Consider the following 23,604-nt stretch of genomic DNA (forward strand, 5'->3'; position numbering starts at 1 on the left):
AGACGCCCTGCCTGGCCTCCTGGCGGCACGGCGATATTTGATTTCCGCGGCACGGCTCTTCGGCCAAGCCGCTTCAATGCAGAATTTCGATGGGCGAAGGAACCACACAGGGCCATGCCGCGTCATAGAAGCGGGCTCCTGCTGCGGTCCTGGGAGGACATCGATGATCAGGCTCCTCCTCGTCTTTGCCGCCACGCTTGCCCTCGCATGCGGCGTGGCTCGCGCGGCCAAGCTCGATCCAGCCACCGTCAATCAGGCCCAATTCACTATCGGCGAACCGAAGGGTGTCGATCCGATGCTGCTGAAGGCGCAGATCCTTCTGGATCGGGCCCGCTTCTCGCCGGGCCTGATCGACGGGCGCCTTTCCCAGAACTTCGCCAAGGCCGTCGCCGCGTTTCAGGCGGCAAACGGACTTCCGCCCGAGGGCAAGCTCAGTCCACAAACCTGGAGCAAACTCATCGCAACCTCCGCCAGGCCGGTGCTGGTGACCTATGAGGTGATGCGCAAGGATGTGCGCGGACCTTTCACCAGGCGTATTCCGGCTCGCTTGGAGAGGATGGCCCGCTTGCGGCGGCTCGGCTACCGCAATGCGGTGGAGAGGTTGGCCGAGCGCTTCCACGTCAGCGACCAATTGCTGCGAATGCTCAATGCGGGCACCAGCCTCAGGAAACCAGGCAGGACGTTGGTGGTGCCTGACGTCGGCAGAGGCGACCCTCCCGCCGGCGTCGCCACCGTCGAGGTCGACAAGGGCGCTCGCCTGGTGCGTGTGCTCGACCGTGCCGGCAAATGGCTGGCGGTCTACCCCGCCTCGATTGGGAGCGAGGAGAAGCCGGCGCCAAGCGGCATGGCGGAGGTCAGGCGGGTGGTGCACAACCCTACCTATCATTACGATCCGGACTTCGCTTTCAAGGGAGTCAAGACCAAGCGGCCCTTCACCATCGCTGCCGGGCCGAACAACCCCGTGGGATCGGTCTGGATCGATCTCTCCATCGAAAGCTACGGCATCCACGGCACGCCCGAACCGGGCAAGATCGGCACGACCTTTTCGCATGGCTGCATCCGGTTGACCAATTGGGATGCCGAAGACCTTGCCTCCATGGTGCAGCCGGGCACGAAGGTCGAGTTCAAGGACGAGATTGCGCAGGCCGCCGACGAGCGCGTTCAGTAGCAAAGCGGACTTGGCAGCAAAGCGGACTTGGCAGCAAAGCGGATTTGGCGGGGCATTCTCCGCCTCGGCCGCTCAGGTCCCGGCGCGACGCAGCCGGTGAGCCATCTGCGACAGTTCACCTTCGCCGAAAATGCCGTCCAGCATGTGCAGCAATTCGCGCACGGCCGCGGACTTGCAGGAATAATAGATCATTTGCCGGTCGCGGCGGGTCTCGACAAGGTCGGAAGCCCTGAGCTTGGCCAGATGCTGTGACAGGGCGGATTGGCTGAGCGATACCTTCTCGGCTATGGCGCCGACCGACATCTCGCCCTCGGCCAGATAGCTCATGATCAACAAACGTTTTTCGTTGCCCATCAGCGTCAGAAACGCAGCCGCGGTTCCGGCGTTGGCGACTAGTTTGTTCGAGACCATAGATCCCCCATGCCTTCTTGCTCATCCGCCGCTATGGGGGCAATAGCGTCGGATTCCATAGACTTTCCCTATAGATGCACGCCAGCGATTCAGCGTCACTCGCAAAGGTAGAACATTTCGCTCAAATCTCAAGGCTTGCTTTCCACGCAAGCCGATTAACTGTGCGGCTGTGATTAATTTGCCGATCGGGCAGCCTTGGCCATGTCAACCAGGACAGGCCTGAGGTCGCGCGCCGCTCTCAGCGGCTCGGGGAAGAAAACCCGACAGACATTGTCGCCCGATATGAGATCCATCCCGTCGGCGTCGAACCCGGTGACGATCCAGCCGTCACTCTCGGCCCCGCCGAAATGACTTGCGTAGAGGGCAATCGCATCGAGATGGTCGGCGTTCATGTGGTCGAGCGCCGATTGCTCGCCGGCGGCAAGCTCTTCGACGATCGCTCCCGTCGCGACCAGATCGGTGCGGTCGAGCAGATAGGCCTTGCCGAAGCCTCCGTTCAGGCTGGCGCGCTCCGGTTCGAGCCGGAAAATCGAGAAGTCGCCGAGCCCGGCATAGAGTTTTGCCTTGGGGTTGCGGTTGAGGTAGCGCCGCTCGGCACGGGCGTGTTCGTTCGCTCCGCGTTCGAGCCGCACGGCGCGGCAGACGAGCGTCAATCGCGGATGCGCCAGCGGATCGCCCTTGCCGGGTTCGCCGACGAGCAACGAGCAGCGCGGGTCGGCAAGGATGGCGCCGGTATGGGTGGACAGCATCGATACCAGGATCAATGGCGTGCCGTCGATGTCTGTGGCGACGCCGACCCGGCTGGCCAGCGGCGAACCGGTTCCTGGTTCGAGCACTGCCAACGCACCGAAACGGGCGCTGCGGATCAGCGTCTTTGCCAGCCTGATCGCCTCGGTATCGGTCGCGCGGATCACGTCTTTCCTAGGTTCGTCCAAGGCATCACCGTCGCATTTATTTCGGCGCCATGCGGATGGCGCCGTCGAGGCGAATTGTCTCGCCGTTGAGCATCTGGTTCTCGATGATGTGCAAGGCAAGTGCCGCGTATTCCGAAGGCTCGCCCAAACGGGAAGGGAAGGGCACAGCGGCGCCGAGCGAATCCTGCACCTCCTGCGGCATGCCGGCCATCATCGGCGTCCTGAAGATGCCGGGTGCGATGGTGCAGACGCGAATGCCGGAGCGGGCGAGATCGCGCGCCACCGGCAGCGTCATGCCGACGACGCCGGCCTTGGACGCGGAATAGGCGGCCTGGCCGATCTGGCCGTCATGGGCCGCGACCGACGCGGTGTTGACGATGACACCGCGCTCGCCGCCCTGCAGCGGCTCGAGCCTGGCGGTCCGGTCGGCGACCAGGCGGATCATGTTGAAGGTGCCGATCAGATTGACCTCGATCACCTTGCGGTATTGATCGAGCGGATGCGGTCCGTCCTTGCCGATCGTCTTCATGCCGACAACGATGCCGGCGCAATTGACCAGGATGCGCGGTGCGCCGAGCGTCTCTGCCGCTTCCGCGACTGCGGCGGCACCGCTCTCGGCGTCGCTCACATCACATCGGACGGCGATGCCGCCGATGTCAGCCGCCACCTTGGCCGCACGCTCGATACCGAGATCGAGGACGGCAACCCTGGCGCCGCCGGCGGCAAGAGCGCGCGCCGTCGCCTCGCCAAGGCCGGAGCCGCCACCGGTGACGATCGCAATCTGGCCGTTCGGGTTCATCTCGACGTCCTCCTCCGTGTCCAGACTATGCCGCCAAGCCACCGTGCGACAGCGCCGGCACGGTCATGCCATCGCGGCGATGTGCGCGGCAATCCTTGCCTGGTCGGCGTGGCAAACCTCGCCCGCCAGCCTCGCCAACGCGCCCGGCACGATCTCGTGCGCCAAAAGCCGGTCGGGGTCGACCGGACGCGGCATCGAGATCTGCCCCCGCGGCAGCCTCCTGAAGCCGAGCGGGCCGTAGTAGGGTTCGTCGCCGACCAGCATCACCGCCGGCGCGCCGGCGTTGGCGGCGGCTTCCAGCGCGATTGCCACCAGCCGGCGGCCGATGCCGAAATTTTTGAAGGCCGGCCGCACAGCGAGCGGCCCGAGCATCAGCGCGCGGCCAGCGCCGGCGGCGATGCGCGTCATCCGTACCGAGGCGACGACGATTGTGCCATCGACGGCCACGAAGGACAAAGCCCGTTCATGCGGGCCACCTTGGCGGATCTTGTAGGCGGCGAGCACGAAACGACCTGGCCCGAAGGCCTCGTCATTGATGGCTTCGATTTCAGGATCGTGCGCCGGAGTTTCCGGCAGGTATTTCACGTCGGCCAGGTATTTCAAGTCGGCAAGGCTCATGGTCTTTGCGTTCCGGTATGCGAGGAAAGGTTTGCTGCAAGCGGCAGCGTTCGCCAGTCAGCGCTTCATCAAGCGCGGGCGCTCTTTCGTCGTCGGTCGAACCGGATCACGGCAAAGTCGAACATGCGGATGTCCGCTAGCACCAATTTTCAGCCGCCGCAATCGGCCCGCGCAGCCGACGCGCACTCGACGACGCAGCCGTTGACGATCTGTTCAGCATCGGGGATTTCCGCAGCGCCGCTTGGTGCCCTACATCGCGTAGGAACGCGAAAGGATATTGCATGGGATTGCTAGTCGAAGGCCAATGGCAGGACCGCTGGCACGATACCGGGGAGAGCGGCGGCAGGTTCGTGCGGGCGCAGTCGCAGTGGCGCGACTGGGTGACCCGCGACGGCACGCCGGCCGAAGGGCGAAAACGCGGCTTCAAGGCCGAGCCCGGCCGCTATCACCTCTATGTCTCGCTCGCCTGCCCGTGGGCGCATCGGACGCTGATCTTTCGCGTGCTCAAAAAACTCGAGGACGTGATTTCCGTCTCGGTCGTCCATCATTTCATGGGCGCCGACGGCTGGACGTTCCTGGCCGAGGACGGCGCCACCGGCGACACGCTCTACGGCCTCGATTTCCTGCACCAGATCTACACCAGGGCCGATCCCGGCTATTCGGGCCGAGTCACCGTTCCGGTGCTGTGGGACAAACGCGAGCAGACCATCGTTTCCAACGAATCCTCCGAGATCATCCGCATGCTCAATTCGGCCTTCGACGAATGGGGCGATGCCAGGCTCGATTTTTATCCGCAACCGTTGCGCGGCGAGATCGATGCGATCAATGCGCTGGTCTATCCCGCGGTCAACAACGGCGTCTACCGTGCCGGCTTCGCCACCACGCAGGCAGCCTACGAGGAGGCATTCGGCGAATTGTTCTCGGCGCTCGACATGCTGGAGGACCGTCTGTCAAGGCAGCGCTATCTCGTCGGCGGCCGCATCACCGAGGCGGACTGGCGGCTGTTCACGACACTGGTGCGCTTCGACCCGGTCTATGTCGGCCATTTCAAGTGCAATCTGCGCCGCATCGCCGACTATCCGAACCTGTCGAATTACCTGCGCGATCTCTACCAGGTGCCGGGCGTCGCCGGCACGGTGAATTTGCACCACATCAAGGCGCATTATTACGGCAGCCACGAGACCATCAACCCGACGCGCATCGTGCCGGTCGGGCCGGAGCTGGACTACGGCGCGCCGCATGACCGGGACAGGTTCAGGAATGCGGCGTGAAATCAGCGATCTAGCGGAAGGTCTCGGAGTCCATCTTTGCCCTTCTAACGAGTTCAGCTTTCAATATGGTATTTCCAAATCGATTGGAGTAGCCGAGCGACGTTGCAAGGACGCAACGATGCCGCTGATCATGACGATCACGACCGACATCTGGGGCGGGATTGCGCGTAACAATCCCGACGGCAGAAGCACAGCCATTCCCAAAATCATTTCTATCAGGGTTGAGAAGCCGACCATTTTCCAGAATTCAGTGCGAGTAAAAAGCTGAGCATGTCGCTTTATAAAAACGAAATATGTCACGAATGCCGCAACTAATTGTATTGTGAATTGGATGAATCTTCCAACTTTTGCTAACATGTATGGATCTATCCCAAGAACTATTGTCGAAATTAACGCTATAACGGAAAATGTTATCCCATTAATTCCCGTGTAAAGTGATACATAGAGCGCGATTCTAAATCTATCGTTTTGGCTGTGTTGCATTTTTTCTCCTCATCGCTCAGCATTTATCTCTCTGAGAACAATGAATGCTGCCGGTCTATACCGACGCAGCCAAAGCTGTTGAAGAGATGATCTACCAGTAAGGCGATGCCGAATTCCCCCCAAAAACTTCGGCAATCCGCCGCAGCGTCGCCGGTGTCGTGCCCTGGGGCAAGCGGTCGAGCGGGAAGAAGCCGGCTTCGGCGATCTCGCGGTCGGGCAGCTTGGGCGCTGGCTGGTTGAACTCCTCGACCAGATAGAGGCCGACATGGTCGCGGCGGCTGGCGCGGCGGTTGAAATGCAGCGACTTCAGCACCGGCGGTCCGGTCAGCGCGATGTTGCCTTCCTCGAAGACTTCGCGTGTCAGCGCTTCGATCATCGTTTCGCCCAACTCGACGCCACCGCCCGGAAGGTGCCAGCCCGGGACATAGGTGTGGCGGATGAGGAAGACGGAATTGGAGGGGCGGTCGTGGATCAAGCCGCGCACGCCGAGCGTCATCGGCCGCCGCAGTACGAAATACAGGTGAAACAGCCTCGCCCTGAAGCCCGGCCAGCCGGTCTGACGCAGGGCTTGCTCCGGATCCGGCGTCGTCATCGTCCGCGAAACCGTGAGTGGAAAGCCGCGCGCGGCTCGCCTATGAAGAAAAGATGTTCAGGCTCGCGCATATTTCCGATGTCCATCTGGGGCCGCTTCCCGATGTAACCTATCGCGATCTCGCCTCCAAGCGCGTGGTCGGTTACGTCAATTGGCAGCGCAACCGCCGCCGCTACATGCATGATGCAGTCATCGACACCATCGTCGCCGACATGAAGGCCAGCGGGCCGGACCATCTCGCCATCACCGGCGACCTAGTCAATCTGGCGCTCGACGGCGAGGTCGAGATGGCCAAGCACTGGCTGGAGACGCTGGGCTCGCCCAATGACGTGTCGGTCGTGCCGGGAAACCATGACGCCTATGTGCCGGGCGCCTTCGACAAGACCTGCCGGTCCTGGGCGGCGTGGATGACCGGCGACGGCGTCAACACGCCGGTCGACCGCAACACTTTTCCCTATTTGCGCGTACGCGGCAATGTTGCGCTGGTCGGCGTCTCGACGGCGCGCGCCACGGCTCCGTTCATGGCCAACGGCTTCTTTCTGGAAGGCCAGGCGGAAAGGCTGCGCGGCATCCTCGACGCCACAGGCAAGCGCGGCCTGTTCCGGGTGATCATGATCCACCATCCGCCGGTGCGCGGCGCGGTTTCCCAGAACAAGCGGCTGTTCGGCATCTCGCGCTTCCACAAGGTTCTTCACCGGCACGGTGCCGAGCTTGTGCTGCACGGCCATTCGCATGTGCCGTCGCTGTTCTTCATCGGCGCCCGCAAGATCAAAATTCCGGTGGTCGGGGTCGCCGCCGCCGGGCAGGCGCCCGGCAGTTCGCATGCGCCGGCGCAATACAATCTGCTCGACATCGACGGTGAAAAGGACAATTGGCGGATCAGGCTGACGCGCCGCGGCCTGACCGGGCCGGCATTGCCGCCCAGCGATCTGCAGACGCTGGAGCTTGGCGTGGGGGCCGAGGCGTCGATGGCCAGAGCAATTCCAGGAAAAGTGTGAAGCGGTTTTCAGTCCGGAATTGCGTCAAAACAAAGAAATAGAGCGGTTCAGCGTTCCGTGAAACGCTGAACCGCTCTAGAAGCTGATTTTCATCGCGACGATGCGGTCCCAGAACAGTACGAGCGAAATCGCCAGGCCGACCAGGGCGCCGGCGGCGATCAGGCCGAGGCCCGAGAAGAACGCCGACCAGCCGTTGCTGCGCGCAGCGATCTGCAGCGGCGGCTCGGCCTCCGCCACCAGGGCGCGTTTCAGGCCGGCGACGGCTTGCTCGATGCCGCCTTCCATCATTCTCTGGCGTTCGACAACGCGCTCGGCGACATAGCGCGTCACCTGGTCGGCAACGACCTTCATGTCGGTCGATTCGGCGAGGACGACGCGGCCGATGCGCGTGTCCTTGAGAAAGCGGTAGGTGCGACGGTCGCGTCCCATGGCGACATGGCTGACGGCGTCGATCCACAGCCGTGGCTGCAGGCCGGACGAGACGGCGAAGTCGAAACTGTCCATATCGGTGGGTACGTCGCCGAAGACCGGCGCGAGTTCGGCGGCAAGCAGATCGAGCCGCATGCGATGCGCTTCGCGCATCTCGACGACGACGTCGTCGCGGTCGGCGAAGGCGTTCTTGACGTCGCGAATGGCATCGGACAGTTTTCGCGACTGATCGATCTGGGTGATGTTCTCGCCTGCGTCCTTCATCGGCGTTGCCTCGCGGGGTTTGGTTAACACCGAATTAACACAGCCGCCGGCAAATTGCACTTGCGAGATCGATGGGCGGGCAAGGGTTCGCTGGATGAGCACAAGCGCCGCCGCCGTGCCAGTGCCAAGACCGATCAGCTCGCCGCAGCGGCGAATCCCGGACGAAGTCGCCTGCTGCGGCGCCGCATATTGCGACGGACGGCCTCGACGACCAGGCCGGGCGCTTCCTGGACCAGCATATGGCCGGCTTCCAGCACGTGGTGCAGATGAAAATGCTTCGGCACGCTGTCCGCCTGGCTGACGGGCAGCATCGCGTCGTCGGTTCCCCAAACCACCATGATTGGCATATTCAGCGTTTCAAGCCGCTCGTTCGGGATGACGCCTTGCCGATCATCCCTGGTCATGGCGGCTGCGAGCTCGACAAGTGTACGCAACTGGCCGGGCCGCTGGCGCATCTCGCTGACGAGTTCGACCCTATGCTGCGGCAGCCGGTTTTGCGGTCCCGACATGGCGGCAAGACAGGCGCGGATTTCATCCATGCCGGCAGCGGCGGCGTAGCGACGCAGCAGCGGACCATTGATCTCAGGACCGAAACCGCCCGGCGCCAGCAGCGTCAGCGACGCCATTCTTTCGGGCTCGCTCAATGCCATCAGGGCGGCCACCGCGCCGCCCATCGAATGACCGACGAGATGGGCCCGCTTTATCCCGCGAGCGGAAAGATCGGCAAGGACGGCACTGGCTGCAATCCTGGCCGGACCGCCGCCCGGAAAATCGAGCGACAGCCCATGTCCCGGCAGATCATAGGCCAGGGTCCGCGCGCCGGGCGCCAGAGACTCGGCCACATCGCGCCAGTCGTCGTGGCAGCCACCGAAACCATGCAGGAAGGCGATCGTTGTCGGGCCGGCGCCCCGTTCGGCAGCGTAAAGGGATGGGGTCATGCAAACTTTATGGCTTGGTGCCGGAATCAATCAGGATGCCGGGGCGGTCTTATGCGAGGATCAGTCTTTTGCGGGGGTCAGACTTATGTGGAGATCAGCCTATGCGGGATCAGACCTGTGGGGCATCAGATTGGCCGGTTCAAATTGTGTCTGAATTGCGCTTTGGCCGTCCGGATGGCCAGTAAAATCTTCGCGATCACCTGACGTCGTGCACGCGCCGGGAGACGTCAGCTGGCGCCGCCAAGCCCGGCGGCACGCAGGGCCTCCACCAGCCGGTTGGTCAGATCGGCGGGATATCTTCGCTCGACGAAGGTTGTGCGCGGATCGGCTGCGAATTTCGGAAATTTGGTGGTCAGTTCCTGCAGCAGCCTGCTCGCCAGCTTCTCGCGGCCGGCAGCCGTGGCGCCGATCAGCCGCGCCGCCAGGTAATGCGATTTCATTTCAGTCGTTCGCAAGCCGTCGCTGGCAAGCGTGGCCCTGTTCATGTCACCCATCATGAACTCTCCGGCGAACAGCCCGTAATCCCACCATGTCGGATGGGCGCTGGCGATGTCCACCGCGTGAGCAAGGATCGGGGCGCCCTCGCTGTACCTGCCGGCGAAAACCAGCCCGTAGCCGTAGGCGGCGGCCATTGCGAGATCGTAGGGATTGAGCTCATAGGCCTTGCGCATCCAGCGGATCGATTCCGCGGAATCGCCCATGCGCGAATTGAGGTAACCAAGGGCGCGGTGCGCGTAGGGGCTGGTCGGGCCCATCTGGATGGCGCGATGGGCAAACGTCATGGCTTTGTCGATCGTCGCGTCGGCGGGGTAGGGATAGTGGTCGGTGACCGCTTCGAGATGCAAGGACGCGAGTTCCGAATAGACGAGCGACGACTTCGCCTCCCGGTTGGCAAGATCTTCGAGGCAGCGGTAGGCGGCTTCGTGCGTCTGGGCATTCTGGTCGAGATAATATTTGCCGTTGAGCACCAGACACGCCGTCAGCCCGGTCTGGATGCCGCTCTGCTCGATGTAGTTGTAGATCGTGCCCGAGGCGGGAAGAGCCGAGGTCAAAATGCCGGAGATCTGGTCCTCGATGGCGGTGTTCGCGCTGTCGCCGGCGGTCAGGTTGCGTGAGAGCAGCACGCGGCCGGTCGCCACGCTTTGCAGCTCGAGCATGATGTCGCCGCTACGCGGCCCGGGCAGGACATCGAATACGAAGCTGGCGGCGTCGGTTACTGGATCGGGCGGGCTGTCGGCATCACGGCCGATGAAATTGATGGTATCGAAGCCGCTGAGGCCGGCGCGCAGCGATGCGGCGACACGGCGAGCCAGGTCGCTGTCGGCCTTGATGGCGATGTAGACCTGGGGGAGGTTTTCAACCGGAGGCGCTGCTATGCTGCCGGTCGCCACCGCGGTCTCGACCGCCGTGTCGCCACCGGTCAGCAATACCACGCTACCCTGGCGAAGGATCAGCACACCCAGCATGAGGATGACCAGCGCGATCGCCAGCCAGAAGAACTGCAAATGGCGTTGCAGCGAAGGAGCAGCAGGGGCGACGGCTGGAACGCTCAGCAATGCAGCCGGATGTGCCCGGTTGTGGGCATCTTCCGGCGATCCGGGCGGGGCGTTTGTCGCCTCCTCTGTCGCCGGCTGCGGCTTGCTCTCTGCCTCAGTCTCTGCCGGCAAGCGAATGGCGTTGAGTTCGTACGACGGAACATAGCCGCCACGCGGAATGGCGATGCGGACCGGTTCGGCAACGCCCTCATTGGCGAAATACTGCTGCAGAAGCTCGCGCAGCCTGCCGGCCTGCACCCGCACCACCGCATCGGTCGACGGATCGAAATCGCCGTCCTTGCCGAACACGTCCATCGCGATGGAGAAGCCCTTGAGCCTGTCGGCTTCGCCTGCCTGCTCGCGCTCGACCAGGTAGCGGAGCAGCTTGCGCGCGCGCTCGGATCGTCCGAACGTTTCGCTGGCAAGCAATCGCTCCAGCGTTTCGCGCACTGCGGGGGCGGCAGGCGTGGTATGCTGCAAGTGTCGATCCCTTCGAATTCGGCACAGGTTGAGGTACAATCATATCGCGCTGGCGGCGCCTTACAAGCATGTGCTTATGGTGCGATAGCGTACCCACCGGATAAAATTTCCGGTGGGCTGATGCGCGGGAGCCTGACCGTTTCGGCTAGCCGCGCTTTCGGCCGACGATGCGGTTGGCGGCCGAAACCACGGCTTCTAGCGAGGCGGCGACGATGTTGGTGTTGATGCCGGCGCCGAACAGCTTGCCGCTGGGATGTTCCATCTCGACATAGGAAATGGCCGAGGCGTTCGAGCCGCGCTGCATGGAATGCTCGGAATAATCGAGCACCGACATCGGCACCCCGACATGGCGCGACAGCGCATCGACGAAGCCGTCGATCGGGCCGGTGCCGGTGCCCGATATGGTCACCTCCTTGCCCCTGTCGAGGATCACCGCTTCAACCACGCGCCGGCCCTTGACCTCGGTGTCGGGGTAGGTGTGGTGGTCGAGGAACTTCAGCCGCGCGCCGGGCTGGTCGACATAGGTGTCGAGAAAGCGCTCGTAGATGCGCCTGGCCGGCACCTCCTTGCCTTCGGCGTCGGTGATCGCCTGGATGGCCTGGCTGAACTCAATCTGCAGGTTGCGCGGCAGGTTGAGGCCGTAATCCGCATGCAGCACATAGGCGATGCCGCCCTTGCCGGACTGCGAGTTGATGCGGATGATGGCTTCATAGCTGCGGCCGACATCGGCCGGGTCGATCGGCAGATAGGGCACCTCCCAATGCGGCGTGTTGGCCTTGCGCAGCGCCTTCATGCCCTTGTTGATAGCGTCCTGGTGCGAGCCGGAAAAGGCGGTGTAGACGAGCTCGCCGACATAGGGATGGCGCTCGGGGATCTTCAGCTGGTTGGAGTATTCGTAGACGTCCTTCATGCGGTTGATGTCGGAGCAGTCGAGCCCGGGATCGACGCCTTGCGTGTACATGTTGAGCGCCAGCGTCACGATGTCGACATTGCCGGTGCGCTCGCCGTTGCCGAACAGCGTGCCTTCGACGCGGTCGGCGCCCGCCATCAGGCCGAGTTCGGTGGTGGCGATGCCGGTGCCGCGGTCATTGTGCGGATGCAGCGAGATCAACAGGTTCTCGCGGTTGTCGAGATTGCGGCACATCCATTCGATGCGGTCGGCGTAGATGTTGGGCGTCGACATCTCGACCGTGGAGGGCAGGTTGATGATCAGCTTGTTCTCCGCCGTCGGCTTGACGATCTCGGTGACCGCGTTGCAGATCTCCAGCGCCACTTCGAGCTCGGTGCCGGTAAAGCTCTCCGGCGAATATTCGAAACGGTAGCCGCCGCCGGCTTTGGCCGCCATGTCGGTGATCATCTTGGCCGCGTCGGTGGCGATGCGCTTGATGCCGGCGACGTCCTTCTCGAAGACGACGCGGCGCTGCAGCTCGCTGGTCGAGTTGTAGAAATGGACGATCGGATTGGTGGCGCCCTTCAGCGCCTCGAAAGTGCGGGTGATCAGTTCGGGCCGGCACTGCACCAGCACCTGCAGCGAGACGTCGGCGGGCACGTTGCCTTGTTCGATGCACCAGCGGGCGAAATCGAAGTCCGTCTGCGAGGCCGACGGGAAGCCGATCTCGATCTCCTTGAAGCCCATGTCGAGCAGCAGGGCGAACATGCGCGCCTTGCGTTCCTGGCCCATCGGATCGATCAGCGCCTGGTTGCCGTCGCGCAGGTCGACCGAGCACCAGATCGGCGCCTTGTCGATCACTTTCGAGGGCCAGGTGCGATCGGCAAGACCGACGGTCGGATAGGGCTGGTACTTGCGGGCAGCATCCGGCATGCCCCTCGCGGGCTTGGCGGTTTCCTCTACATTCAGACGGATATCTTCTCGTGCGTTCATCGTCTTTTCTCCCGGCGGCTCGCGGATCCAGCTTCAGGCGGATTGGTGGCGAGCGGCGCCTTTACCAGAATTTCGTTCGCTTGATGTGACGTGCCAATTTGTGACTGGCCAAGGAGCGTGCGCGTGAGCGGCGAATTCGACCGCCGGGCGCTCCTTCAGCGAACCCGGCGATCGCCGATAAGGCCGAGAAGCAGCAGGGTGGAGGCAAGCGCGCGAACGGTCTGGCCGGCAATGCCGGTCGGACGGGGCGCAAAAGAGGTGGCGCGCGGGCTCATGGCGGATTTCATACAGGAGCGGGCAAAGCGAGGCAAGTGGGGGCCTCGCTGTCGCAGAAGCTGCCGATCCAGCCTCAAGACCGGGGTTCCGCGCCGTCGCGAAATGGGAGAGAGGTGGTCGCCCACGGGTCTTGCCTTCGGCAAGCCCGAAGACAGGCTCCGCGGCCGGAGAGGGGGCCTTCGTAGGGCGCAGTCCCCTCTCCGTCTCGGCTTCGCCGAGCCACCTATCCCGATTTTTCCTGATTACAGCAACTTTGTTCTTGCTTTGTGCCGGCAGCTATGCTAGTAATTTGGGTATGGTGCTGACTGGCGCCGAGGACCCGCTGTCGAGGCGGGTTTTTTATTTCACGGTTTTGGCGTCACCTTTCGCGGGCCCAGCCGCTCACCTGATCCAGTTGCTCTTCCCCGAGCCCGGCAAATGCGCCAGAGTCGATTGTCGGCGGGGTGCGATGGCTCGCCGCCGGGAGGGATGGTCCATGAATTTCGTGTTCTTCTCGCCGCATTTTCCAGCCAATGGCGCCGATTTCTGCGACCGGCTGAAGAAGGCCGGCGCCACCGTGCTCGGCATTGGCGACGCGCCGTTCGATGCGCTGGACGGCAAATTGAAGGCAGCCCTTTCGGAATATTACCGCATCGACGACATGGAGGAGTACGAGCCTGTGTTCCGGGCGATCGGCCATTTCATCCACAAATGGGGCCGCGTCGACCGGTTCGAATCGCTCAACGAGCATTGGCTGGAGCTGGAAGCCAATATCCGCACCGACTTCAACATCTTCGGCACCAAGCTCGACTTCGTCAAGAATTTGAAACGCAAGAGCCGCATGCGGGCGTTCTTCCGCAAGAGCGGCGTCGAAACCATCCCGCAACGCAAATGCTCCGACCGCGCCGGCGCCATGACCTTCATCCGCCGTGTCGGCTATCCCGTGGTGGTGAAGCCGGATTCGGGCTCTGGCGCCTCGAACACTTTCAAAATCTCCAACGCCGGCGAACTCGACAGCTTCTTCAGGGACAAGCCGGAAGGCGTCAGCTTCGTCATGGAGCAATTCATCGAAGGGCTGGTGGTGACCTATGACGGGCTGATCAACCGCGACGGCGAGGTGGTGCTGGCCGCCAGCCACCGCTACGACCAGAGCGTCATGGAGGTGGTCAACCGCGACCGCCATATGAGCTATGTCTGTTTTCCCGAGATCAGCCGGGCGGTCGAGGAGGCCGGCAGGAAAATCCTCAAGGCGTTCGACGTGCGCGAGCGCTTCTTCCACATCGAGCTGTTCGAAACCAGGGACGACAGGGTCATCGCGCTGGAGGTCAACATGCGGCCGCCTGGCGCCTGGATGACCGATGCCATCAATTACACCTTCGATATCGATGTTTATGCCGCATGGGCCGACATGGTGGTCAAGGACGCCGCCGGCGGCCCTTACAGGGGCAAGTATTTCACCGCCTATGCCAGCCGCAAGCGGCACCTCAACTATGTGCACAGCCACGCCGACGTGCTGGCCGCCCATGGCGGCATGATCGTCCATCATCACGCCATCGAGGAGGTTTTCAGCCGCGCCATGGGAAACTACGCCTATCAGCTGCGCTCCACCGACCCGAAGGCGCTGCGCCGGGCGGTCGACTACATCCATGCGGAAAAGGCGTGAGGCGATGGACGTTTCCTACCACAAGGGTTTTGGCCGCAACCTCGGCCGCGACATGGAATACAAGCGCTACGGCCATGCCGGCCGACCCGTGGTTGTGTTCCCGACTTCGCAAGGGCGGTTCTACCAGTTCGAGGATTCCGGCGCCGTCTCGGCTCTCGCCGAGTTCGTCGACACCGGTCGCATCCAGTTGTTCACGCTGGACGGCATCGATGCGGAATCCTTCTTCGACCGCCATGCCGAGCCGGCCCATCGCATCGCCCGGCATGAAGCGTATTTCCGCTATGTGCGCGAGGAGGCGCTGCCGGAACTCCTGTCTGTCGCAGCCGAGGCCAATGGCGGGCGTACGCTGAAGCCGCTGTTTTGCGGCTGCTCGATGGGCGGCTACCATTCGTCGAATTTCGTCTTCCGCTTTCCGGAACTGGCCAGCGGCGTCATCGCGCTGTCGGGGGTTTACTCCACCCACGATTTCTTCGGCAGCGCGCTCGACGGACAAATTTTCTTCAACTCGCCGCTCGACTACCTGCCGGGTATCGTCGATCCGGGGCTGCTTGTCAGGCTGAAGGCGCTGCGGCTGATTTTCTGCTGCGGGCAGGGTGCCTGGGAGGAACGGATGCTGGCCGATACGCAGGCGCTGGAACAGATCCTGCGTGACAAGTCGATTCCGGCCTGGGTCGATTATTGGGGCGGCGATGTCGCCCATGACTGGCCGTGGTGGCACAAGCAACTGGTCTATTTCTTCGCCCGCTGGCTGGACGACGATCTGATGCACCGGCTGGATTAGATTACCGTAGACTCATAAGCGCAGCCACAGTCGCCTTGAGAAGATGTCGTTCAGCACGCGGCGATCATCCACACGCGGCACGCCTGGCGGCTTGTTGGGCAGGAGCGGCTCGATCACGCCACTCGAAGTCGGGCAGGTCGTATCGGCTCATGCCGACGCTGAATCGGCTCGGACGCCACAAGAGAAGCCTCGAATGGCAATCCGCGCAAATTTGCGCTACGAGGCAGGTGCCAGCGTGACGGAATTGGTAAACGTATCACCACAGTGATCCTGAGCCTCTTGGTTCAGGTGCGGGTTCGATCCCTGCCGCTGGCGACGCCCCGTTTTACGAGTTCACGACCTATTGCATGTCGATATCTAGGTGATGCGGCCTGCAAATGGACTTCCCTTCAGCCTGATTTAAAAACATGACTACACTTATCATCTTTTAGTGGAAACGCTAGGCCGGCTGTGGCATTCCGGCGTGGCGAGGACGCCGTATGGCGTTCTCGAATTCAACGGCATCGAAAGGCTGAGCGATGGAGCAATTGAGTGCGCAAACCCGGATCAGCGGTGCCGCTATCCGGTCGGTGATGGACAGGCTGCGCGCCGAGCATGGCGAATCCGAGATCGATACCGGCCTTGCCGATCATTGGGAATTTCGCACGCATTACGGCTCGTTGAAGGCGACGCTCGGTGACGACAACGTGCTGATCCGCGTCGCGGCCGAGGATGAAACCTGCCTGTCCTACATGAAGATGGCGGTCGCCGGCCATTTTTCGCAACATCTCGGCACGGCCAGGGGCATCGCCTGGCAGGGCGACGGCAGCGATGCCGGTCCGCCGGTGTTCTTCCGCGAGATCACGGTGCTGTCCTCGACGCGGATTTCTCCGCATATGCAGCGCGTCCGCTTCGCCAGCAACGAACTCGGCCGCTTTGGCCGTGGCGGCCTGCATGTGCGGCTGCTGCTGCCGCCGCGCGGCAGGCCACCGGTGTGGCCGTTGATGGGCGCCGACGGCCTGATGGTCTGGCCGTCGGGCGAGGACGCGCTCGTCGTGCGGGTCTACACGATCCGGGCACTGGACGCCGCAAGCGGCTGGCTGGATGTCGATTTCGTCCTCCACCCCGGTATGGATACGCCGGCGGCCGCTTTCGCCGAAAAGGCAGTTGCCGGCGAGATCATCGGCATGATCGGACCGGGCGGAGGTGGCGTGCCCGAGGCGCAAAACCTGCTGCTGCTCGGCGACGACACCGCGCTTCCGGCGATCGGCAGGATCCTGGAGCAGCTTTCGCCGTCAACCCGCGCCGAAGCGTTCATCGAGGTCGATGGTCCCGACGATCGGATGCCGCTGGCCGCGGGCGAGGCCGTTGCCGTCACCTGGCTCTATCGGCATGGGCGCGAGGCCGGCACGGCCAGCCTGTTGCCGGCGGTGCTGCGGCAGCGGAACCGCACCGCGCTTGCCGACAATCTCTATGTCTGGGCCGGATGCGAGTTCGGCGATTTCCGCGAGATCCGCAGGATCGTCCGCAAGGAATGGGGCGTGCCGCGCGACCGGCATCTGGTCACCGCCTACTGGCGCCGCGGGACGCAAGCGGCGGACGGCGGCGAAGAATAGCGCGCGACGATGCTCCGCGGTCAGCGGCGGTCGGATACGAAGGCGATCGCCGGGGCCGCCAGCATCGCGACGAGGCCGGCGCCTGCGAAGAACGCGCCATAGCCGAGATACTGCGCGGCGTAGCCGGCCGCGATCCCGCCGGCCATGCTCATCAGTGCGTCCATGCACTGGAACAGCGTGAAGTCGACGCCCGCCTGTCTTGGATCTGACCAGCGCATGAACTGCGCGTAAAGCGCGACGAAACCGAGAGCCATGAAGCCGGACGAGCTGAGCACCGCGATGGCCATCAAAGCGGTGGTCGAGAAGCCACCAAGAAAATCGAAGACCGAAAAGAAGAACAGCGATCCGCCCTGCAGGAAAAGCGCCAGGACGAGCACGTTGCGCGGGCCGAACCATTTGACGAGAGCGCCGCCGGCGAGTGCGGCAGCCAGGCCGACGAACATGCTGCCGACGCCGTTGACAAGTCCGACCATCGGGAGGTCGAGCCCGGCGTCGATCAGGAATGGTCCGAGCATGGCGAGTGCCGCCTTCTGGGCCAGGACATAGATGGCCGACGCTGCCAGGCCGCGCCGAATTTCGGGACGCTTCAACGCGTCGAGGAGGCTGGGAACATGCTCGCGCGTCTCCTCGCGCGCGCGGCCGGCCGCGCCGAGCAGGAAGGGCAGGCCGAGCGGCAGGAGCAGCAAGGCCATCGCCCAAACGGCGATGCGCCAGCCATAAGCGTCGACCAGAAGCAGAAACAGGCCGGCGCCGATGGCCGAGCCGAGATAGGCGCCGCCGACCTGCGCGGCATTGCCCCAACCGTGGTTTTCCCTGGCCAGGCTCTGCACGGCGAAACCATCGCAGGCAATGTCGACCGTCGAGGCGGCGAAGGCGACGATGGTCAGGCAGGCCAGGACCGGCCACCAGGCCTCCGGGCCGAGCGCGCCGACGGCCCACAGCCCGGCGATGGACGCAAGTCCACCGGCGGCGACGATCGTGCCGGTGCGGTTCTTGCCGACCGGCGGCAGCCGATAGCGCTCGACGGCCGGCGCCCATAGAAACTTGAGCGCCCATGGCAGCGCGATCAGCGAAACCAGGCCGATCCGGTCGAGCGGCAGGCCCTGGTCGCGCATCACCGCCGGCAGCCCCGCCCAGGTGATGCCGCCGATCACACTCTGCGCGACGTAGAGCCCGCCGATCGCCAGGACGATCGCGACAGGCGTCGATGCCCGGCTGGAAACGGCGATCGACATCAGAAGCGGTAGCGCAGGCTGGCGAACAGCGAGCGGCCCTCGTCGCGGTAGCAATAGCCGGCCGAGCAGATGGGTTTTTGAGTGTCGAACAGGTTCTTGGCGTTGACCTGCAGCTTCACGCCCTCGAGCTTGGGGTTGCGGTAGCCGAAATCGTAGGAGAGCGAGGCGTCGACGAAGGCGCGCGCGTCGTTCTTGAAGGTGTTGGTGTCGTCGCCATAGCTCGAGCCGGCAACGCGAACGCCGCTGCCCAGCCCGAGCCCCTGCAGCGTGCCGTCCTCGAACTGGTACTGCCCCCAGAGCGACAGGATGTGATTTGGCGTCGCCGACAGTTCCTTGCCTGCGGTTCCCGTGGCGCCGCGTTCGATTTTCACGCGCAGATAGGTGTAGGAGGCGAGTATGCTGAGGCCGTTGTCGAGCGAGGCGCTGGCTTCCAGTTCGACGCCGCGCGAGTTCAGGTCGAGCTGGCGCTGCTTGTTGATCCCGGTCGAGGCGTCGAAGACGACGCCATCCTTCTGGTCGATGTCGAACAGAGCGGCGCTGACGGCGGCGTTGTAATCGGCAAACTCGTATTTGACGCCGATTTCCTTTTGCGTCGCGATGGTCGGACGGGCGACGCGACCGATCGGACTGCTGACATCGTCATAGACGAAGCCGATATTGGGCGAGAACGACGTCGAATAGTTGACATAGGGCGTGATGCCCCATTCGGTCTGGTAAGACAGGCCGAGCCGCCCGGAAAGGGCACTGTCGTCCTGCTTGGACCTGGTGAAGTCGGCGGCGGTCGAGGTGGTGTCGGCCCAGTCGTAGCGACCGCTGGCGAACAGGGTGAAATCGTTCCACTCCATCTGGTCGTGCAGGTAGGCGCCGAGCTGGTTCATCTCCTGCCCGCCAGAGTAAGGAACCGGAGCGGCCTTGATGTCGTCGACGGAAACGTAGGAGATACCGCTGCCGGCGTCATAATTCGACCAGGCGTAATCGATGCCGGCTACCGCCGTGTGCCTGACCTGGCCGGTATCGAATTCGAACTGCGCCATGTTGTCGACGACGAAGTTCTTCATGGTCTCGGTGTAGTGACCCCAATAGCGTTTCAGATCCACGCCGTCCGGGTAATAACCGCTATATTCGATGTCGCTGTCGACGGCGCTGTAGCGAAGGTTCTGCCGGACCGTCAGCACGTCGTTGAAACGGTGCTCGAACTCGTAGCCGATGCGGCCCTGGGTCTGGTCGAAGTCGTTCCAGGCGGGATCGCCCTCGTAGAGGTTCGTCAGAGCGCCGCCTGAATTGTAGAAGGCAGCGGTGCCGCCGGTGACGGATTTCGAATATTCGCCGAGGATGGTCAGCCTGGTATCCTCGTCCGGCTTGAAGGTGACGGCCGGCGCCAGATAGATCTTGTCGTCGGGATAACCGGGCAGGTCGGTGTCGCTGGTGCGGCCGAGGCTGGTGAAGCGGTAGAGAATGCTGCCGTCGTCGTTCACCGGGCCGGAAGCGTCGAGTGCGGCCTGGAAGCGGTTGTGTTCGCCTAGCAGCATTTCGATTTCGCGGAACTGTTCTTCCTTGGGGCGCTTGGTGACCAGATTGACGATGCCGCCCGGACCGCTGATGCCGTAAAGCGAGGAGGCCGGACCCTTCAGGATGGTGACGCCCTCGATGCCGTAGGGCTCGGTCTTGAACCAGGCCGAGGGGCCGTTGTACTGGCGCAGCCCGTCGCGGAACATGCCGTTGTAAAAGGCCTGGAAGCCGCGCAGGAAGAAGGCGTCGTAGCGGGTGTCGAAGCCGAAGCTGTTGGGATTGGCGCTTGCGACATAGCCGAGCGATTCGTTCAGCGTGCGTGGCTTCTGGTCCTCGATCTGCTTTTGCGTCACAACCGAAACGGCTTGCGGAATCTTGACCATCGGCGTGTCGGTCTTGGTGCCGATGCGGTCCTTCTTGGCGACATAGCCGTCCTGCACGAGGATCTCGTCGCTCTCGGCATCGACCTCGATCTTGTTGAGAACCGTGACGCCGCCCTGGTCCTGAGCGTGAGCCGGCCCGGACAGGTCGAGCAGGGCAACGCTGCCCGGCAGTGATATCCCCAGGAGCCATGTCATCGTCCGTTTCCGCATCAACTCGTCTCCACTCTTCCGTACATTGACGGAAGGGGCTCTCAAATCTGAGTATTTGAGTCAAGTTATTTTTTGAGCTCGTGCGGGTGCTGGCCCGATACGGTCGGCGGCAGCAAAGTGCGACCGGTTTCAGGAAAGCCGGCCGCGAAGCAGGCAGAGGCAAGCTGCTATGGTTTGAGGCTTCTCGCCACCAGCCGCGCCACGCTTGGGCCGACCAGAAGCACGATCAGGAAGCGTGCCGATTGCAGCGCCATGACGAAGGAGATGTCGACATGCTGCGCGGCGGCGGCGATGATGGCGACGCTGTCCATGCCGCCGGGGCTGGTTGCCAGATAGGCGGTCAGCGGATCGATGCCGAGCAGGCGGCTGATCAGGAAGGCGAGGCCGCCGCAAAAGACGATCAGGGCAATGATCGAGCCGACGATCTGCGGCAGCGCGCGGGCCGCGTGGCGCAAAATGGCCCTGGTGAAATTCAGGCCGATGCTCCAGCCGATCATCGTGTAGCTCAAGGCGAGCAGCCAGGGCGGCAACTGCATGGTCACGCCGAGCCCGAGATGGATCACGGTGCCGAAAATGAAGGTGCCGAGGAATAACGGCGACGGCAGCCGGAAAAGCTTTCCGGCGAGGCCGCCAACCAGCGCCACGCCGAATGTTGCGGCCAAGCTCTGCGGGTCTATCGGCGGAAACCAGACGATGGCCGGCACCTCGATGCCCGAGGTGTCGACCCAGAGCTTGGCCACCAGGGCTGCCGTCATCGAGACGCAGATGACGCGCAGATACAGCATAAAGGCGACGAGGCGCTGGTCGGCGCCGAAGGCACCGGCCATCAGCACCATGGCGGTGGCGGCGCCCGGCGACGAGCCCCAGACCGCGGTGGTGCCGGGCAGGATGCGCCAGCGGCTGATCAGCCAGCCGAGCAGGCTGGATGCCGCGACCGTCGCCATCACGATGCCAAGGAACAGCGGCCATTCCCTGTAGAAGACGGGAAAGATATCGGCCGAGATGGAACTGGCGACCAGGCAGCCGACGACCGCCTGGGCTGAGCCGAACAGAACCCGCGGCACACGCACCGTGGCGCCGTTGGTGCCGGCAGCTATGGCCGCCAGCATCGGTCCGATCAAGAGCGCGGCGGGCAGGGCGGCGAGCTCCAGCGCGCCGGCAAACAGCACCGAGACCACCACCAGGACGGGCCACTGCCAGGCCTTGTGGATCCGCGCCAGGTGCTCGATGGCCGGCGGGTTCGGGGAGGAATCCATAGATGGGCTCTTAGACCGGTCGCGAAAAAATGCGAACCCTTTTTGCGCGGAAAAGGGCTTGGGTGGTAATGGCACCAACCATCCGCAGCGATCCTTCGCGCGCCCCTCTGGCCTACCGGCCTCTCCCTCTATCCCGCCTTCGCCGGTAAGCCGAACCCGCCAACAGGATGCGTCTCCACCTGGAACTCGAAGCCGGCGATGATCGGCCGTGCCTTGGCGATTGCCGCCTGGACTTCGGGCAGCTGCAGCGAAGCCTTGTGGCTTTCGGCGTCGGTCCACACTTCGGTCACCCAGATCGCGTCGGCATCGGCCGGGTCGGTGGCGATGATGTAGTTCAGGCAGCCGGGCATGGCACCGGTGCTGGCGAGCAGGATATCCATCATTGCGTCACGCTGGCCGCGCATCGCCCGCATCTTGCCGATCAGTCCGTACATTCGCTTTGCTCCGTTGAGATGACGCAACCGGGAGTATGCAGTTCGCCGTCTACGGCATCAACTGCCCGCCATTGACCTCGATCACCTGGCCGATGATGTAGCCGCTCAACAGATCGGAGGAGAGGAACAGATAGGCGCCGACACAGTCCTCCGCGGTGCCGGCGCGGCCCTGCGGGATGGTGGCGATCATGCCTTTCATCTGGTCGTCGGTCGAGTAGCGCTCGTGGAAAGGTGTCGCGATCGTGCCGGGCGCCACAGCGTTGACGCGGATGTTGAACCCGATCAGCTCCTTGGCCATGCCGCGCGTGACGTTGGAGACGAAGGCCTTGGCCGAGCCGTAAAGGCCGGCGCCGCCACCGGCGCCGTTGCGCGCGGCGATCGAGGAGGTGTTGACGATGAAGCCGCCCTGCCGCTTCAGCCATGGGATTGCCTTGCGCGAAGCTGTCAGCACGGAACGCGCGTTGAGGTCCATCACCGCGTCGTAATGCGCCTCGGTCTGCTCGGCATAGGGCACGCGGCCGAGCATGCCGCCGGCATTGTTGACGAGGCCGTCGAGCCGGCCGAAATGTTGCGCACTGTCCTCGACGACGCGCTCGACATCGGCGGGGATCGAGAAATCGCCCTGGGCGAGGAACACGTCGCCGCCGCCGTTGCGAATGGTCGCGGCCAGGTTTTCGGCAGCCGCGCGGCTCGAATTGTAATGCAGCGCGACGCGGCATTTCTGCGCGGCATAGGCGAGCGCGAGCGCCGCGCCGATGCCGGTCGAGGCGCCGGTGACCAGGACCGCCTTTCCGGCAAGGTCGGGGATGACCAGAGAGGGGCTGACAAGGGTGGTGGTGGCTGGCACGTCTATTCCTCCGGGGACTCTGCCTGCTCTTCGTAAGCCTTCGCAGTCCTCGCGTTCAAGTCCGTAAAAGTCTAGAGCGGTTCACCGTTTCACGGAAACGGCGAACCGCTCCCTCTTTGTCTTGACGCAATTCCGGACGGAAAACCGTTTCACGCTTTTCCTGGAATTGCCCTATGGCCTGAGATAGGCGTAGCCCTGGCGTTGCAATTCGGCGAGCTTGACGACGCCGCCCCTGTCGGCTGCATGGAAGCCGTCGAGCAGGTCGGCCAGGCCGATATCCATGCCGTGCATGGTGTTGGCGCAAGCGTGCGGGCTGAGCCCATCTTGGACAAGGCCGGCGAACCGCCCGGAAATGGCGGCCGATATGCCCTTCGACTTGAAGGCGGCAAGTGCTGGGCCGTGCACGACAAGCGCGATGTCGACCTTGCCGTCGGTGCCTTCGAAGTGGTTCTTGATGTTGCCGAGAACGAAATTGACCTTGTCGAGATCGCTGAGGTGATAGGCGACCTTCTGCCTTTCCTCTTCGACGGCCTTGACTTCAATGGCTGCCGCCTTGGTGGAGCGCAGCCCGAAAAGCCCGGCGGCCCCGGCAAGACCGACGCGGAAAATATCGCGGCGTCGCATGGCTTCATCTCCCATTTGGCCGGCGCGCGC

At 63.5% G+C, this 23,604-nt stretch carries 22 protein-coding genes, 1 tRNA gene and 1 pseudogene; 8 read left to right on the top strand and 16 right to left on the bottom strand.

The genetic code is table 11. The features are described from left to right. Positions 1-163: 163 nt before the first annotated feature. Positions 164-1,168 (top strand): L,D-transpeptidase, encoded by a 1,005-nt coding sequence (locus tag NKI41_RS15800; protein ID WP_352683861.1) that lies wholly within the window; start codon positions 164-166, stop codon positions 1,166-1,168. Positions 1,169-1,240: 72 nt separating this feature from the next. Here the strand turns inward: NKI41_RS15800 and NKI41_RS15805 are convergent, their stop codons facing one another. From NKI41_RS15805 to NKI41_RS15820, 4 genes are all read right to left on the bottom strand, one after another. Then, entirely contained in the window at positions 1,241-1,579 is a 339-nt protein-coding gene (locus tag NKI41_RS15805; RefSeq protein WP_023679553.1) for an ArsR/SmtB family transcription factor, read from the bottom strand. Positions 1,580-1,752: 173 nt separating this feature from the next. Next, positions 1,753-2,514, bottom strand: a complete 762-nt coding sequence (locus NKI41_RS15810) for a HugZ family pyridoxamine 5'-phosphate oxidase (protein ID WP_352469687.1) — start codon at positions 2,512-2,514, stop codon at positions 1,753-1,755. Between the two features lie 16 nt (positions 2,515-2,530). Then, entirely contained in the window at positions 2,531-3,292 is a 762-nt protein-coding gene (locus tag NKI41_RS15815) for an SDR family NAD(P)-dependent oxidoreductase (protein ID WP_352469688.1), read from the bottom strand. A gap of 63 nt (positions 3,293-3,355) precedes the next feature. Continuing rightward, the gene (locus NKI41_RS15820) at positions 3,356-3,910 is read right to left on the bottom strand and encodes a GNAT family N-acetyltransferase (protein WP_352469689.1); all 555 of its coding nucleotides are present in this window, start codon (positions 3,908-3,910) and stop codon (positions 3,356-3,358) included. Positions 3,911-4,191: 281 nt separating this feature from the next. Here NKI41_RS15820 and NKI41_RS15825 point away from each other — a divergent pair, with 281 nt between their 5' ends. Together NKI41_RS15825 and NKI41_RS15830 are read left to right on the top strand one after the other, a co-directional pair. Then, a complete protein-coding gene (locus NKI41_RS15825) occupies positions 4,192-5,181 on the top strand; it encodes a glutathione S-transferase family protein (protein ID WP_352469690.1) in 990 nt (329 codons plus the stop codon). Between the two features lie 118 nt (positions 5,182-5,299). Further along, positions 5,300-5,449, top strand: coding sequence for a hypothetical protein (locus NKI41_RS15830; RefSeq protein WP_352469691.1), 150 nt, complete (start codon positions 5,300-5,302; stop codon positions 5,447-5,449). A gap of 306 nt (positions 5,450-5,755) precedes the next feature. Here the strand turns inward: NKI41_RS15830 and NKI41_RS15835 are convergent, their stop codons facing one another. Next, positions 5,756-6,256, bottom strand: a complete 501-nt coding sequence (locus NKI41_RS15835) for an NUDIX domain-containing protein (protein ID WP_352469692.1) — start codon at positions 6,254-6,256, stop codon at positions 5,756-5,758. A gap of 53 nt (positions 6,257-6,309) precedes the next feature. On the opposite strand from NKI41_RS15835, the gene NKI41_RS15840 reads away from it, so the two are divergent. Continuing rightward, positions 6,310-7,254 carry a metallophosphoesterase family protein gene (locus NKI41_RS15840; protein WP_352683962.1) on the top strand — a complete coding sequence of 315 codons (945 nt, stop codon included), beginning with the start codon at positions 6,310-6,312 and terminating at the stop codon, positions 7,252-7,254. Positions 7,255-7,329: 75 nt separating this feature from the next. Here the strand turns inward: NKI41_RS15840 and NKI41_RS15845 are convergent, their stop codons facing one another. The 4 genes from NKI41_RS15845 to leuA form a co-directional block, all read right to left on the bottom strand. After that, a complete protein-coding gene (locus NKI41_RS15845; protein WP_352683864.1) occupies positions 7,330-7,947 on the bottom strand; it encodes a hypothetical protein in 618 nt (205 codons plus the stop codon). 134 nt (positions 7,948-8,081) lie between these two features. Then, positions 8,082-8,885, bottom strand: a complete 804-nt coding sequence (locus NKI41_RS15850) for an alpha/beta fold hydrolase (protein ID WP_352683865.1) — start codon at positions 8,883-8,885, stop codon at positions 8,082-8,084. 227 nt (positions 8,886-9,112) lie between these two features. Continuing rightward, positions 9,113-10,900, bottom strand: coding sequence for a tetratricopeptide repeat protein (locus NKI41_RS15855; RefSeq protein ID WP_352683867.1), 1,788 nt, complete (start codon positions 10,898-10,900; stop codon positions 9,113-9,115). A gap of 145 nt (positions 10,901-11,045) precedes the next feature. Beyond that, positions 11,046-12,782, bottom strand: a complete 1,737-nt coding sequence (gene leuA, locus NKI41_RS15860; protein WP_352683869.1) for a 2-isopropylmalate synthase — start codon at positions 12,780-12,782, stop codon at positions 11,046-11,048. Positions 12,783-13,533: 751 nt separating this feature from the next. Between leuA and NKI41_RS15865 the strand changes: the two genes are divergently transcribed. Next, positions 13,534-14,700: an ATP-grasp domain-containing protein gene (locus NKI41_RS15865; protein WP_352683871.1), complete on the top strand. Its 1,167-nt coding sequence runs from the start codon at positions 13,534-13,536 to the stop codon at positions 14,698-14,700. 4 nt (positions 14,701-14,704) lie between these two features. Beyond that, positions 14,705-15,481 (top strand): esterase family protein, encoded by a 777-nt coding sequence (locus NKI41_RS15870; RefSeq protein WP_352620494.1) that lies wholly within the window; start codon positions 14,705-14,707, stop codon positions 15,479-15,481. A 33-nt stretch (positions 15,482-15,514) separates the two neighbouring features. On the opposite strand, the pseudogene NKI41_RS15875 reads toward NKI41_RS15870, so the two are convergent. After that, a pseudogene (locus NKI41_RS15875) lies at positions 15,515-15,632 on the bottom strand (IS5/IS1182 family transposase); the annotation flags it as partial. Positions 15,633-15,710: 78 nt separating this feature from the next. Between NKI41_RS15875 and NKI41_RS15880 the strand changes: the two are divergent. Next, positions 15,711-15,796: transfer RNA gene (locus NKI41_RS15880), tRNA-OTHER, on the top strand. Positions 15,797-15,999: 203 nt separating this feature from the next. Then, the gene (locus NKI41_RS15885) at positions 16,000-17,076 is read left to right on the top strand and encodes a siderophore-interacting protein (RefSeq protein ID WP_352683873.1); all 1,077 of its coding nucleotides are present in this window, start codon (positions 16,000-16,002) and stop codon (positions 17,074-17,076) included. 20 nt (positions 17,077-17,096) lie between these two features. Here the strand turns inward: NKI41_RS15885 and NKI41_RS15890 are convergent, their stop codons facing one another. The 6 genes from NKI41_RS15890 to NKI41_RS15915 all read right to left on the bottom strand — a co-directional run bounded on the left by NKI41_RS15890 (position 17,097) and on the right by NKI41_RS15915 (position 23,574). Beyond that, positions 17,097-18,311, bottom strand: a complete 1,215-nt coding sequence (locus tag NKI41_RS15890; protein WP_352683875.1) for an MFS transporter — start codon at positions 18,309-18,311, stop codon at positions 17,097-17,099. Then, positions 18,311-20,398, bottom strand: coding sequence for a TonB-dependent siderophore receptor (locus NKI41_RS15895; RefSeq protein ID WP_352683877.1), 2,088 nt, complete (start codon positions 20,396-20,398; stop codon positions 18,311-18,313). Before NKI41_RS15895 ends, NKI41_RS15890 begins: the two co-directional genes overlap by 1 nt. A 182-nt stretch (positions 20,399-20,580) precedes the next feature. Then, on the bottom strand, positions 20,581-21,669 hold the full coding sequence (locus tag NKI41_RS15900) for an AbrB family transcriptional regulator (RefSeq protein ID WP_352683879.1): 1,089 nt from the start codon (positions 21,667-21,669) through the stop codon (positions 20,581-20,583). A 128-nt stretch (positions 21,670-21,797) separates the two neighbouring features. Further along, positions 21,798-22,103 carry a putative quinol monooxygenase gene (locus tag NKI41_RS15905; protein ID WP_352683881.1) on the bottom strand — a complete coding sequence of 102 codons (306 nt, stop codon included), beginning with the start codon at positions 22,101-22,103 and terminating at the stop codon, positions 21,798-21,800. Positions 22,104-22,152: 49 nt separating this feature from the next. Further along, positions 22,153-22,950 carry an SDR family NAD(P)-dependent oxidoreductase gene (locus tag NKI41_RS15910; RefSeq protein ID WP_352478045.1) on the bottom strand — a complete coding sequence of 266 codons (798 nt, stop codon included), beginning with the start codon at positions 22,948-22,950 and terminating at the stop codon, positions 22,153-22,155. Between the two features lie 171 nt (positions 22,951-23,121). Further along, positions 23,122-23,574 (bottom strand): DsrE family protein, encoded by a 453-nt coding sequence (locus NKI41_RS15915; RefSeq protein WP_352683883.1) that lies wholly within the window; start codon positions 23,572-23,574, stop codon positions 23,122-23,124. Positions 23,575-23,604: the final 30 nt, after the last annotated feature.

Origin of the sequence: Mesorhizobium sp. M0601 (assembly GCF_040320845.1) — a bacterium.
Lineage (GTDB): Bacteria > Pseudomonadota > Alphaproteobacteria > Rhizobiales > Rhizobiaceae > Mesorhizobium.

Coding starts and splice junctions, on each gene's coding strand:
- NKI41_RS15800 (WP_352683861.1), top strand. CDS start 164: ATGATCAGGCTCCTCCTCGTCTTTGCCGCCACGCTTGCCCTCGCATGC.
- NKI41_RS15805 (WP_023679553.1), bottom strand. CDS start 1,579: ATGGTCTCGAACAAACTAGTCGCCAACGCCGGAACCGCGGCTGCGTTT.
- NKI41_RS15815 (WP_352469688.1), bottom strand. CDS start 3,292: ATGAACCCGAACGGCCAGATTGCGATCGTCACCGGTGGCGGCTCCGGC.
- NKI41_RS15820 (WP_352469689.1), bottom strand. CDS start 3,910: ATGAGCCTTGCCGACTTGAAATACCTGGCCGACGTGAAATACCTGCCG.
- NKI41_RS15825 (WP_352469690.1), top strand. CDS start 4,192: ATGGGATTGCTAGTCGAAGGCCAATGGCAGGACCGCTGGCACGATACC.
- NKI41_RS15830 (WP_352469691.1), top strand. CDS start 5,300: ATGCCGCTGATCATGACGATCACGACCGACATCTGGGGCGGGATTGCG.
- NKI41_RS15835 (WP_352469692.1), bottom strand. CDS start 6,256: ATGACGACGCCGGATCCGGAGCAAGCCCTGCGTCAGACCGGCTGGCCG.
- NKI41_RS15840 (WP_352683962.1), top strand. CDS start 6,310: ATGTTCAGGCTCGCGCATATTTCCGATGTCCATCTGGGGCCGCTTCCC.
- NKI41_RS15845 (WP_352683864.1), bottom strand. CDS start 7,947: ATGAAGGACGCAGGCGAGAACATCACCCAGATCGATCAGTCGCGAAAA.
- NKI41_RS15850 (WP_352683865.1), bottom strand. CDS start 8,885: ATGACCCCATCCCTTTACGCTGCCGAACGGGGCGCCGGCCCGACAACG.
- leuA (WP_352683869.1), bottom strand. CDS start 12,782: ATGAACGCACGAGAAGATATCCGTCTGAATGTAGAGGAAACCGCCAAG.
- NKI41_RS15865 (WP_352683871.1), top strand. CDS start 13,534: ATGAATTTCGTGTTCTTCTCGCCGCATTTTCCAGCCAATGGCGCCGAT.
- NKI41_RS15870 (WP_352620494.1), top strand. CDS start 14,705: ATGGACGTTTCCTACCACAAGGGTTTTGGCCGCAACCTCGGCCGCGAC.
- NKI41_RS15885 (WP_352683873.1), top strand. CDS start 16,000: ATGGAGCAATTGAGTGCGCAAACCCGGATCAGCGGTGCCGCTATCCGG.
- NKI41_RS15890 (WP_352683875.1), bottom strand. CDS start 18,311: ATGTCGATCGCCGTTTCCAGCCGGGCATCGACGCCTGTCGCGATCGTC.
- NKI41_RS15895 (WP_352683877.1), bottom strand. CDS start 20,398: ATGACATGGCTCCTGGGGATATCACTGCCGGGCAGCGTTGCCCTGCTC.
- NKI41_RS15900 (WP_352683879.1), bottom strand. CDS start 21,669: ATGGATTCCTCCCCGAACCCGCCGGCCATCGAGCACCTGGCGCGGATC.
- NKI41_RS15905 (WP_352683881.1), bottom strand. CDS start 22,103: ATGTACGGACTGATCGGCAAGATGCGGGCGATGCGCGGCCAGCGTGAC.
- NKI41_RS15915 (WP_352683883.1), bottom strand. CDS start 23,574: ATGCGACGCCGCGATATTTTCCGCGTCGGTCTTGCCGGGGCCGCCGGG.